Annotated in this window: 9 protein-coding genes; 8 read left to right on the top strand and 1 reads right to left on the bottom strand. The window is 70.8% G+C overall.

Annotated features, from left to right (window positions below; all coding sequences use genetic code 11):
• Nucleotides 1–597 precede the first annotated feature (597 nt).
• The 4 genes from AC07RM_RS33775 (at nucleotide 598) to AC07RM_RS33760 (ending at nucleotide 4615) form a co-directional block, all read left to right on the top strand.
• The gene (locus tag AC07RM_RS33775; protein ID WP_495337253.1) at nucleotides 598–1941 is read left to right on the top strand and encodes a hypothetical protein; all 1344 of its coding nucleotides are present in this window, start codon (nucleotides 598–600) and stop codon (nucleotides 1939–1941) included.
• 143 nt (nucleotides 1942–2084) lie between these two features.
• Nucleotides 2085–2891 (top strand): MHYT domain-containing protein, encoded by an 807-nt coding sequence (locus tag AC07RM_RS33770; RefSeq protein ID WP_495337252.1) that lies wholly within the window; start codon nucleotides 2085–2087, stop codon nucleotides 2889–2891.
• Nucleotides 2892–2969: 78 nt separating this feature from the next.
• Nucleotides 2970–4130 carry an acyl-CoA dehydrogenase family protein gene (locus tag AC07RM_RS33765; protein ID WP_495337251.1) on the top strand — a complete coding sequence of 387 codons (1161 nt, stop codon included), beginning with the start codon at nucleotides 2970–2972 and terminating at the stop codon, nucleotides 4128–4130.
• 176 nt (nucleotides 4131–4306) lie between these two features.
• Entirely contained in the window at nucleotides 4307–4615 is a 309-nt protein-coding gene (locus AC07RM_RS33760; protein WP_495337250.1) for a Dabb family protein, read from the top strand.
• Nucleotides 4616–4631: 16 nt separating this feature from the next.
• On the opposite strand, the gene AC07RM_RS33755 is transcribed toward AC07RM_RS33760, so the two are convergent.
• A complete protein-coding gene (locus tag AC07RM_RS33755; protein ID WP_495337249.1) occupies nucleotides 4632–5564 on the bottom strand; it encodes a LysR family transcriptional regulator in 933 nt (310 codons plus the stop codon).
• A 114-nt stretch (nucleotides 5565–5678) separates the two neighbouring features.
• Between AC07RM_RS33755 and AC07RM_RS33750 the strand changes: the two genes are divergently transcribed.
• From AC07RM_RS33750 to AC07RM_RS33735, 4 genes are all read left to right on the top strand, one after another.
• Nucleotides 5679–6722: a tripartite tricarboxylate transporter substrate binding protein gene (locus tag AC07RM_RS33750; RefSeq protein ID WP_495337248.1), complete on the top strand. Its 1044-nt coding sequence runs from the start codon at nucleotides 5679–5681 to the stop codon at nucleotides 6720–6722.
• A 68-nt stretch (nucleotides 6723–6790) separates the two neighbouring features.
• Nucleotides 6791–8497 (top strand): carboxylesterase/lipase family protein, encoded by a 1707-nt coding sequence (locus AC07RM_RS33745; protein WP_495337247.1) that lies wholly within the window; start codon nucleotides 6791–6793, stop codon nucleotides 8495–8497.
• 11 nt (nucleotides 8498–8508) lie between these two features.
• The gene (locus tag AC07RM_RS33740; protein ID WP_495337246.1) at nucleotides 8509–9936 is read left to right on the top strand and encodes a dipeptidase; all 1428 of its coding nucleotides are present in this window, start codon (nucleotides 8509–8511) and stop codon (nucleotides 9934–9936) included.
• Between the two features lie 140 nt (nucleotides 9937–10076).
• Nucleotides 10077–11558: an SEL1-like repeat protein gene (locus tag AC07RM_RS33735; protein ID WP_495337245.1), complete on the top strand. Its 1482-nt coding sequence runs from the start codon at nucleotides 10077–10079 to the stop codon at nucleotides 11556–11558.
• Nucleotides 11559–11567: the final 9 nt, after the last annotated feature.

Raw genomic sequence — 11567 nt, 5'->3', positions numbered from 1 at the left:
GTCGCCTTTTCTTTGGTTACTTTCTTTTGGCGAAGCAAAAGAAAGTGACTCGCCCGCCGGGGCGAGACCCGGCCAACGGCCTAACCACAAGAGACAGCACCTTAAGAAAACCCAAAACCCGTGTCTCACCAGCGACCAATTCCCCCTCCACATTCCCTAGACTCCCCCGCGCGCCCGAAAAAAAAGCCGAACAAAGAGAAGAGAGAAGGAGACCCCGTGCCCACCTGCCCCCTGTTCCGTCGCTTCGCGATCGCCGCCACAGCCGTTTGGCTCGCAGCCTGCAGCACGACAACAACCACAACGAGCCAACCGTCAACGACCCCAGCAGTCGCACAGACACCAGAGCCCACACCCGCACCGGCACCCCCCCTCATCACCACAAGACCCACAGCCTGGCACCCCCCAGAGCCCCTGGTCCCCCCCTCCTCCTTCTCCGGCGTCCACGGCCTGGCCATCGACCAGAAGGGCCGCCTGCTCGCAGGCTCGGTCCTGGGCAACACCCTCTGGGAAGTCGACCGAAAGACCGGCGCGGCAAAGATCCTGATCGACGCCCCCGAAGGCCAATCCGACGACATCGCCATCGGTCCCCAAGGCGAGATGGCCTGGACCAACTACCTCATGGGCATGCTGCGCTACCGCGAGCACGACACCGCCCCCATGCGCGTCCTCGCCAAGGACCTGCCCGGCCTCAACTCCCTGGCCTTCGACCCGCGCAACGGCAAGCTCTACGCCTCGCAGGTGTTCCTCGGCGACGCGCTGTGGGAGATCGACCGCGCGGGCCAGAAGCCGCCGCGGCTGATCCGCAAGGACATGGGCGGCTTCAACGGCTTCGAGGTCGGGCCCGACGGCATGCTCTACGGACCGCTGTGGTTCAAGAACCAGGTGGTGAAGATCGATCCGGCCGACGGGCGCATCACGCCGATCGCCGACGGTTTCCAGATCCCGGCCGCGGCCAACCTCGACGGCAAGGGCAATCTCTGGGTGGTCGACGCGCGCAGCGGCGAGCTCGTGAAGGTCGAGCTCGCCACCGGCCGCAAGACGGTCGCGAAGCAACTCAAGCCCTCGCTCGACAACCTCGCGATCGCGCCCGAGGGCACGATCTACATCTCGAACATGGCCGACAACGAGGTCATGGCCTTCGAGCCCGCCACCGGCGAGCTGCGCACGCTCACCGGCGGCAAGCTCGCGGTGCCGGCCGGCATGAAGCTCGACGGCAACGACCTCTGGGTCGCCGACGTGTTCGGCTTCCGGCGGGTGGACGTGCGCAACGGCGAGGTGCGCGACGTGTTCCGCATGCAGCGCGAGCCCGAGCTCGAGTACCCGTTCGCGGTCGGGCTCTCGGCGCGGCTGTTCGCGCTGAGCTCGTGGTTCACGGGCACGGTGCAGCTGGTCGACCGGCAGACGCTGAAGACGGTGGAGACGATCCACGGCCTGAAGGCGCCGTTCGATGCGATCCCGATGCCCGACGGCAGCGTGATCTACGCCGAGATCGCCACCGGCAGCATCACACGCGCGAGCGGCGCGAAGTTCGCCGAGCGGCAGGTGATCGCGAGCGGGCTCAACGGGCCGGTGCAGATGGTGATCGGCCGCGACGGCGCGCTCTACGTGACCGAGGCGGCCGGCAAGCTGCTGCGCATCCCGCTCGATGCCAGCGCGCCGCTGCGCACCATCGCCGACAAGCTCGCGCTGCCCGAGGGCCTGGCGCAGACGCCCTGGGGCAGCTTCGTGGTGGCCGAGAGCGCGGCGCGGCGGCTGGTGGAGATCGACCCGGCCGATGGCTCGCGCCGCACCATCGCCGAGAACCTGCCGATCGGGCTGGCGCCCGGGCCCGGACTGCCGCCGCCCTACGTCGTCACCGGCGTGGCGGTCGGGCCCGACGGCACGGTCTACATGGCGGCGGACCGGAACAACGCGATATACCGGATCCGGCCTCAGCGCTGAAAAATTAAGAGAAAAGTAATCTAAACAGAATTGTAAAAAACCAGTTTACTTTTAAAAACAAACATTACAAACTCGCCCGGAACGGTCCGGTACCACCGATTTCCGGGGGCGAGCGGTGCCGTCTTCCTGTCGAAAGGACAACCATGACACCGCTCGTCGCAGGCCAGCTGCTGTCGCCCGAATACTCGTTGGGGCTGGTGGCACTGTCGTACTTCATTTCCTTCGCCGGCTCGCTGACCGCGCTGATCTGCGCCGGGCGCATGGTCGGCGCCGACGGCCGCCCGAACCTCGCGGCCGTGGCCTGCGCGGCGGTGGCGCTCGGCGGCATCGGCATCTGGTCGATGCACTTCATCGGCATGCTGGCGTACCGGTTGCCGGTCTCGATCGCCTACAACATGCCGCTGACCGTGGTCTCGCTGGTGGCCGCGATCCTGATCTCGGGCATCGCGCTCTACCTCGCGGGCGGGCGCCGCAAGTTCAGCAGCGCGGGCTGGCTCGCGGGCAGCCTGCTGGCGGGCCTGGGCGTGTGCGTGATGCACTACATGGGCATGTTCGCGATGAACATGCGCGCGTCGATGCAGTTCGATCCGATGGCGGTCGGGCTGTCGGTGCTGATCGCCATCAGCGCCGCCGCCGCCGCGCTGTGGCTGGCCTTCAACGTGCGCAAGCTGAGCCTGCAGATCGGCGCCGCGGCCGTGATGGGCCTGGCAGTCTGCACCATGCACTACGTGGGCATGAGCGCGGCCACCATGGTCTGCACCGCCGCCGCCCCGGTCGACGCGCTCGCGATCGGCGGCAGCTACATGGGCCTCACGGTGTTCGGCACGGCCGGCGCGGTGCTGATCTTCATCTACTGGGTGCTCACCGGCAACAGCATCGAGTCGCCGATCTCGGCCGCCTCGAACGCGCGGCCGGCACCGGCCACCGCGCGCCGCGCGCGCACCAGCTAGTTGGCGCAAGCCCCACGGCCGGGGCGCGCCTAGAGTTCCTGCGATCGGGGCCGGGAGCGCCCCGCCCGTACGGACACCATGCACTACACGCACGAACACCTCGAGATCCAGAAGACCCTGCGCCGCTTCATCGACGAGGAGATCAATCCGCACGTCGACGAGTGGGAGGCGGCCGAGACCTTTCCCGCGCACGAGGTCTTCAAGAAGCTCGGCAACCTCGGCCTGCTGGGCCTCAACAAGCCCGAGGCCTACGGCGGCGCCGGCCTCGACTACTCGTACGCGATGGCGCTGGCCGAGGCGCTGGGCCACGTGAGCTGCGGCGGCGTGCCGATGGCGATCGGCGTGCAGACCGACATGTGCACGCCCGCGCTCGCGCGCTTCGGCAGCGACGCGCTGCGCCACGAGTTCCTCGCGCCGGCGATCGCGGGCGACACCGTGGGCTGCATCGGCGTGTCCGAGCCCGGCGCGGGCAGCGACGTGGCCGGGCTCAGGAGCCATGCGCGCAAGGACGGCGACGACTACCTCATCAGCGGCCAGAAGATGTGGATCACCAACAGCCTGCAGGCCGACTGGATGTGCATGCTGGTCAACACCGGCGACGGCCCGGTGCACCGCAACAAATCGCTGGTGATCGTGCCGATGGACAGCCCCGGCATCGAGAAGGCGAAGAAGATCCGCAAGATCGGCATGCACTCGAGCGACACCGGCCTGATCTATTTCGACAACGTGCGCGTGCCGCAGCGCTACCGCATCGGCGAGGAAGGCCAGGGCTTCGTCTACCAGATGCAGCAGTTCCAGGAAGAGCGGCTGTGGTGCGCGGCCAGCTCGCTCGAGCCGATGGACGACTGCATCGCGCAGACCATCGAATGGGCCCAGCAGCGCAAGCTGTTCGGCGGCACGCTGGCCGACCAGCAGTGGGTGCAGTTCAAGCTGGCCGAGCTCAAGACCGAGGTCGAGGCGCTGCGCGCGCTGACCTACCGCGCCTGCGACCTGCACGTGCAGGGCCAGGACGTGACCGAGCTGGCCTCGATGGCCAAGCTCAAGACCGGCCGGCTCACGCGCGAGGTGGCCGACACCTGCCTGCAGTTCTGGGGCGGCATGGGCTTCACGCTCGAGAACCGCGTCTCGCGGCTGTACCGCGACGGCCGCCTGGCCTCGATCGGCGGCGGCGCCGACGAGGTGATGCTCGGCATCCTCGCGAAGACCATGGGCATCGCGAAGCGGCCGCCGCGCGACTGAAGCCGGAGCGCCGCCAGCGGAAAACTGTTCTCCAGCGGCGACGCGGTCTTTCGCGCCGCGCCTGCATACCATCGTCCGCACGCCGCGGGCTCCTTCCTGATCCGCGGGAGCTGGAGCCCTCGCGTGATCCTCGTCTTCCATTCCCCCTGGCCGCAGCAGGCCAGCATCCCCGCGCCATGTTCAAGCACATCGTGATGTGGGACCTGCGCGCCGACACGCCCGAGGACAAGGCGCGCGCCACGCAGTTCGTGAAGCAGCAGTTCGAATCGCTGCGCGGCCGGATCCCGGGCCTGCTGCGCATCGAGGTCGGCATCGACTCGAGCCGCGTCGCCTATGCCTGCGACGTGGTGCTCTATTCGGAGTTCGACAGCCAGGCCGCGCTCGACGGCTATGCCACGCATCCGGCGCACCTGCGCGTGCGCGAGGCGCTCGGCGATCTGCGGATCGCGCGGCACCAGGTGGATTTCGCGGCCGACCCCAGCTGACAGCGGCACCTCGGCGCTACCCCTGTTCGGCCGCCGACTCCCTGCGCGCCAGCGCCATGCAGAAGCCGCGCACGATCTGCAGCGCGGGCGCCTCGGTGCGGCCCTCGAGCGTGACGAAGGCGAACTGCGCATCGAGCCCGGCCTGCGGCGCCACGGCCAGTTCGACCAGTTCGCCGCCGTCGCGCAGCGCGCGCGTGACCGCGAGCACGCCGAGGAAGATCGCGTCGGTGTTGCGCACGGCTTCCACCAGCACGCCGATCTCTTCCGAGGACACCTGCAACCAGCGCTGCGGACTGGCCTCGCTGCCGTAGCGCTCGACCAGGCGGCGCGCGACGTCGTCGCTCACGCGCGTGGAGATCAGCGGGAAGCGCGCGAGCTCGGCGAAGGCCAGCGCGCCTGCCTCGCGCAGGCGCTTCGCCAGCGGATGGTCGCGCCGGCAGACGAAGCCCGAGCGCAGGGTGGGCAGCACCTCGATACGCAGGTCCTCGCTCGGCGAGAGCGCGCGGTAGGTGATCAGCAGCGCATCGATGGCACGCGCGCGCAGCGCCGCGAGCTGCTGCTCGGGCCCGCCGCCGTGCAGCTCGAGGCCGACGCGCGGGTAGTCGCGCAGCATGTGGATCAGCAGCGGCGCCGAGAACAGCGCGCCCGGCGCGGCGCCCAGGCCCAGCCGCAACTGGCCCGCCTGCCCGTCGCTCAACAGCGCCGCGGCCCGGCGCAGCTCCTGCGCCTCGCTCGAGATGCGCCGCGCACGCGCCAGCACCATCGCGCCGAAGGGCGTGAGCTCGTTGCGCTTGCCGATGCGGTCGACGAGCGGCATGCCGAGCTCCTGCTCGAGCATCTGGATGCTGCGGCTGAGCGCGGGCTGCGTGAGGTGCACCTTCTCGGAGGCGCGGCTGAAGGAGCCGGTTTCGGCGAGCGCGAGCAGGTGCTCGAGTTGCTGCAGGTTCATGGCGTGCCGATCATGAGTCCAGATCATGATAAGCAGAAAAACAATGCATTGGACAGATAGAGGGGCGATTTCTAGCATCCGTCGCGTACTGCTTTCGACCCAAGGAATCGCCCCATGCACGGCTTCTCGCAACGCTTCTCCCGGCTGTCGTCCGGGCTGTCCCGCCGCCGCGGCGCCCTGGCGCTCGCCGTGGCCCTCGCCGGTCTTGCGGCCGTGGGCACCGGCGCCTGGGCGCAGCCCGCGGCCTTTCCCTCGAAGCTGGTCACCTTGATGGTGCCGTACCCGGCCGGCGCGGCCAGCGACTTCACGGCGCGCGCGCTCGCCGAGCCGGTGGCCAAGGCGCTGGGTGGGCAGGTGATCGTCGAGAACCTCGGCGGCGCGGCCGGCGCCATCGCCGCCAACAAGGTGCTCGCGGCACCGGCCGACGGCCACTCCCTGTTCCAGGGCTCGCCCAGCGAGCTGATCCTCTCGGGCATGGTCAACCGAAGCGTGCGCTACCGCCCCGAGGACTTCCAGCTGGTGGCGCCGGTCGCGATCTCGCCGCTGGTGGTGGTGGTCAACGACAAGCTGCCCGCGCGCACGCTCGACGAGCTGGTGGCGCTGGCGCGCACCCGCGGCAAGGACGCGCCGCTGAGCTACGGCTCGACCGGCCCGGGCACGCTCTACCACCTGCTGGGCGAGCTGTTCGCCAAGCGCGCCGGCGCGAACGCCACGCACGTGCCCTACAAGGGCGGCGCGCCGCTGCTGCAGGACCTGCTCGGCGGCCAGATCGACTTCGCCTTCATGCCCTACCAGGCCTTCTATGCCGACTACGCGCGCCAGGGCAAGCTGCGCGTGATCGGCGCGCTCTCGGGCGGCCGGCTGCCGGCGCCGTTCGAGGACGTGCCCTCGAGCGCGGACTCGGTGTCGATGAAGGGCTTCGACTTCAGCATCTGGACCGCCTACGCGGTGAAGAAGGGCACGCCGCAGCCGGTGGCCGAGCGGCTCAACGCCGCGATCGAGAGCGGGCTCGCCAATGCCCATGCGCGCGCCCAGCTCGAGGCGCAGGCCAAGACGATCTTCCAGCCGATGAGCCTGGAGGCGGCCGAGAAGTTCTACCGCGCGGAGATCGCGCGCTACCGCGAGCTGGTGCGCACCGTGGGCTACGAGTCGCCCTGAGCGCTGCAGCTTCTTTTTTTCTTCCTCCAACCACCGAGAGAGGCCGCTCGCCGGCCCGAAGGAGACTCATGACGACCCTCGATCGAAGGGCGCCTCGTCGCGCCCTGCCGCTGGCCCTGGCCGCGATCCTGTGCACCGCCCTCGCGGCCTGCGGCGGCGGAGGCGGCGGTGCCGCGAACTTCGCGCTGCCACCGGTCGCCATGCCCGCGCCGCCACCGCCGGCCGCGCCCGATCCCGCGCTCGCCAGCACCACCGAAGGCCCGGTCGCGGGCCAGCGCCAGGACGGGCTGGTCGCCTTCCTGGGCATTCCCTATGCACGCCCGCCGGTCGGCGACCTGCGCTGGGCACCGCCGCGGCCGCCCGCCGCGCACGACGCGACGCTGCAGGCCCAGGCCTTCGGCACCGCCTGCCTGCAGGCGCCCGAGACCAATGTCGACGGCCGCTCGGCCGAGGACTGCCTCTATCTCAATGTCTGGAAGCCCGCGGACGCGAAGCCCGGCGACCGGCTGCCGGTGCTGGTCTACATCCACGGCGGCGCCTTCGTGCTCGGCTCGGGCTCGCAGGCCTCGGGCACGCTCGCGGCGCGCGGCGGCGTCGTGGTGGTGAGCTTCAACTACCGGCTCGGCGCGCTCGGCTACCTCGCCAACCGCTCGCTGCGCGCGCTCAACCGCGACGGCAGCCTCGGCAACTTCGCGCTGATGGACCAGATCGCCGCGCTCGAATGGGTGCAGCGCAACATCGCTTCGTTCGGCGGCGACGCGGGCAAGGTCACGATCTGGGGCACCTCGGCCGGCGCCACGCAGAGCTTCTCGCTGCTGCAGTCGCCGAAGGCCCGGGGCCTGTTCCACCGCGCCGTGATGCAGAGCGGCGGTGGCGGCGAGTACTCGAACCAGGGCATGGACACGGCGCTGGGCATCGGCGATGCCGCGGTCGCGAAGCTGGGCTGCGCCGGCCAGGCCGACGACGCCGCCACCGTCGCCTGCCTGCGCGGCCTGCCGGCCTCGGCGCTGCTGGCCGTGGGCGGCAGCAAGTGGCGGCCCACGGTCGACGCGCAGGTGCTCACGCAGGTGCCGGCGCGCGCCTTCGAGAGCGGCAACTTCAACCAGGTGCCGGTGATGATCGGCGGCGTGTACGACGAGGGCACCCTGTTCGTCGACAGCAAGCTCGGCGCCGACATCTACCCGTTCTACCTGCGCGGCCTCGCGCCCGCGGGCTTCGACACCACGGCCATCGAGGCGGCCTACCCGCTCTCTCGCTTCGCGGTGCCGGCGCAGGGCGTCGCGCGCGCCATCGGCGACGGCATGTACGCCTGCGGCAACAGCGCGCGGCGCGGCGCGCTCTCGGCCTGGGTGCCGGTCTACGGCTGGGAGTTCACCGACCCGGTGCTGTCCTTCCCCGCCAGGCCCTCGGCCTTCTACTACGGCAGCGCGCACGGCATGGACAGCTTCTATTTCGGCGACATGGCCGACCAGCTCGCGGGCTATCCGTACCTCGATGCCGCCGACACCACGGCCGCGGGCGGCGATGCCGTCGTGGCCACGCAGCGCCGGGCGCTCGCCGCGCAGATGAGCAGCTACCTGCTCAACTTCGTGCGCAGCGGCGATCCGAACCGGGGCACGCCGGTCGCCACGCCCTGGCCGCGCTTCGCCTCCCCGGCCGACCCCGCGCTGATCGCCTTCGGCTATCCCGCGATCGGCGTCACGCGCGGTGACTTCGAGCGCACGCACCGCTGCGACACGCTGTGGGGGCCGAGCGTGTTCCCGCCGATCTACTGATGAACACCACCATGCATTCCACCGCTTCCCCTTTCGCCGACGCCGACACGCAGGCCGTCATCGACCACCTCGCGGCGCGCCAGCAGCCGATCGTGGCCTGGCTCGAGGACTTCCTGCGCATTCCCAGCGTGAGTGCCGACCCGGCCTTCGCGCCCGGCATGGACACGGCGCGCCGCTTCCTGCTCGAGCGGCTGCGCGCCATCGGCCTGCACGAGGTGCAGCTGCTCGATGGCGGCGGCGAGCCCGCGGTCTACGGCGAATGGAACGGCGCGCCCGGCACGCCGACCCTGATGGTCTACGGCCACTACGACGTGCAGCCCGCCGACCCGCTCGCGCTGTGGCGCACGCCGCCGTTCGAGCCGGCCACGGTCGACGGCCGGCTCTATGCGCGCGGCAGTTCCGACGTGAAGGGCTCGACCACCATCGCGCTCGAGACCATCGCGGCGTTCCTCGCGGTGCGCGGCGGCTGTCCGGTCAACATCAAGGTCTTCCTCGAGGGCGAGGAGGAGACCGGCAGCCCCTCGCTGCGCCGCCTGGTCGAGCGCCACCGCGCGCTGCTGCGGGCCGACGCGGTGCTGTCGGCCGACGGCGGCCGCGCGAGCGCCGAGGTGCCGACGATCAACACCGGCGCGCGCGGCAATGCGCAGCTCGAGGTGCGCCTGCGCAGCGCGCACAAGGACCTGCACTCGGGCCGCTACGGCGGCGGCGTGCGCAACGCGCTGCACGAGATGGCGCGGCTCATCGCCTCGCTGCACCATGCCGACGGCGGCGTGGCGGTCGAGGGTTTCCATGCCGGCGCGCAGCCGCTGACGCCGCGGCAGCGCGCCGACACCGCGGCCTTTCCCTACGACGAGGCCGCCTTCTTCGCGGACGTGGGCGGCAGCGACCACGGCGAGCCCGGCTACAGCGCGCGCGAGCGCATCACGCTGCGCCCCGCGCTCGACATCAACGGCCTGTGGGGCGGCTACACCGGCGAGGGCGGCAAGACCATCGTGCCCTGCGAGGCCGGCGCCAAGCTGACCGCGCGCGTGGTCGCGGGCCAGGATCCGGGCGCCGTCATCCGCGCCGTGCTGCGCCACCTTCAGGCGCACTGCCCGCCGGGTTGCACGCTCGAGACCGTCGCGCTGCACGAGGGCTCACCGGCCTCCACCCTCGCGCCCGCGCATCCGCTGGTGCGCGCGGCCGAGGCCGTGCTCGAACGCGAGAGCGGCCGCCGGCCGATCCATGTGCGCCTGGGCGCGAGCGTGCCGGTCACCGCGCTGTTCAAGGAGACGCTGGGCATCGACACGCTGATGTTCGGCTTCAACCTGCCCGACGAGGACGTGCACGCGCCGAACGAGTTCTTCCGGCTCGCATCGATCCAGCAGGGCGCGCGCGCGTGGACGCTGCTGCTGGCGGAACTGGCGTCGTACCCGCCGGCGCAGTTCCACGGGCACTGAGCGCGCGGGCTCGGCATTCCGCCGGCGGCTTGCCCGCGCGGTGAGCGGCACGGCACCCGCGGCCCCGTTCGAGCACATCGTGATGGCGACTACCATCGCGCAGCGTCTGCCCGACCTGTCGTCTCCGCCCCTCCTTGCCCATGAAGCTGCTTGCCGCCCGCGTCTGCGCATTCATCCTGGGAGCCGCCGCGTCCCTCGGCGTCGCCGCCGCCGATCTCGATGCCGGCGTGCGCGCCTACCGGGCCCGGGACTTCAATGCCGCCGTGGCCCAACTGCAGCCGCTGGCCGAGCTCGGCGACCCGGATGCGGCCTTCTACCTGGGCAGCATCCATGCCCGCGACGACAGCCGCCATCAGGACGACTACATGGCCTACAAGCTGCTGTCGCGCGCGGCACGCGCCGGCCGGGTCGATGCCAGCGACGCACTGATCCTGCTGCGCGCCAAGGGCAAGGTCAGCCTCATGTTCGAAGGCTATGCGCTACGCCCCGCGGACAAGGCCGGGCTGGAGCCGCTTCGGCAGGCCGCGCTCGAAGGCCGCTTCGACACGCTCGGCACGGAGAACCTGACGCGGCTCGCGGTCGCCTACTGCGAGCACATGGGATTGGCCGAGGGAAGCGGTCCCCAGAGAACCGTCGATCGCAACGAGAACGTGCACGACTGGCTGCAGCGGGCGGCGGAGGCCGGGGAGCCGCGTGCGCAGTTCCTGCTCGGCATGCTGTATGCCGGTGGCCAGCCTTGCCATGGCGTGTCGGTGAAGATCGATCGCGCCCTCGGCCTGTCGTGGTGGCGCAAGGCTGCCGCCCAGGGCCTGCTGCAGGCCCAGCGAACGATCGCCGCCTTCGTCGTGCGCGCGCGGGATGGCATCCCGGCCGATCCGAAGGAAGGCATGGAATGGCTGCGCCAGGCGGCGGCTCGCGGCGACGCGCCCGCCATGGCGTGGCTGGGCATCTATCACGACAAGGGCTACGGAGTGCCCAGGGATGCGACGCAAGCCATGCGCTGGTTCCGGAAGGCGGCCGATCTCGACGACGTCACCGCGCTCGACAACCTGGGCGACATGCTGTCGGCGGGCCAGGATGTCCCGGCGGATCCGGTCGAGGCGCATGCCTTGTACCGACGCGCCGCGGACCTGGGGGACCCTTATGCGCAGCGCCGTCTGGCCGAGATCTACACCCAGGGCGCCGGCGTGGAAAAGAGCGCGGAACGCGCGCTGCAGTGGCGCACCGCCTCCGCGCGCGGCGGCGACCCGGTGTCGCAGACGATCCTGGGCCAGATGTACCTGTTCGGACGCGATGCGCCGCGCGATCCCAAGGCGGCACTGGACTGGCTGCGCGAAGGAGCGAGCCGCGGCCAGCCGCAAGGCCTGCTTCTGCTGGGCAGCGTGCTGGAGGCGGCGCCGGATGGCCTGGCGAAAGCCTGGGCGCTCTACACGCTGTCCGACCGCGCGGGCGAGCCCCGGGCAGCCCCGCGGCGAAACACCATCCAGGCCCGGATGTCGGCCGACGAACTGGCGCGCGGCGAGCGCCTGGTGGCCGACTGGCGCATGGACGCACGCCAGCCCGGCGACTGGAATTGGCGGGCTCTCTCCCTCACGGCGACATCGCCGGAGGACAGTTTCTAGAGCTGGACA

It is taken from the genome of Variovorax sp. GW821-FHT09B05 (assembly GCF_059418265.1).
This window is presented reverse-complemented; position numbering and strand designations above follow the sequence as displayed.

Coding starts and splice junctions, on each gene's coding strand:
- AC07RM_RS33770 (WP_495337252.1), top strand. CDS start 2,085: ATGACACCGCTCGTCGCAGGCCAGCTGCTGTCGCCCGAATACTCGTTG.
- AC07RM_RS33765 (WP_495337251.1), top strand. CDS start 2,970: ATGCACTACACGCACGAACACCTCGAGATCCAGAAGACCCTGCGCCGC.
- AC07RM_RS33760 (WP_495337250.1), top strand. CDS start 4,307: ATGTTCAAGCACATCGTGATGTGGGACCTGCGCGCCGACACGCCCGAG.
- AC07RM_RS33745 (WP_495337247.1), top strand. CDS start 6,791: ATGACGACCCTCGATCGAAGGGCGCCTCGTCGCGCCCTGCCGCTGGCC.
- AC07RM_RS33750 (WP_495337248.1), top strand. CDS start 5,679: ATGCACGGCTTCTCGCAACGCTTCTCCCGGCTGTCGTCCGGGCTGTCC.
- AC07RM_RS33735 (WP_495337245.1), top strand. CDS start 10,077: ATGAAGCTGCTTGCCGCCCGCGTCTGCGCATTCATCCTGGGAGCCGCC.
- AC07RM_RS33740 (WP_495337246.1), top strand. CDS start 8,509: ATGCATTCCACCGCTTCCCCTTTCGCCGACGCCGACACGCAGGCCGTC.
- AC07RM_RS33755 (WP_495337249.1), bottom strand. CDS start 5,564: ATGAACCTGCAGCAACTCGAGCACCTGCTCGCGCTCGCCGAAACCGGC.
- AC07RM_RS33775 (WP_495337253.1), top strand. CDS start 598: ATGGCCTGGACCAACTACCTCATGGGCATGCTGCGCTACCGCGAGCAC.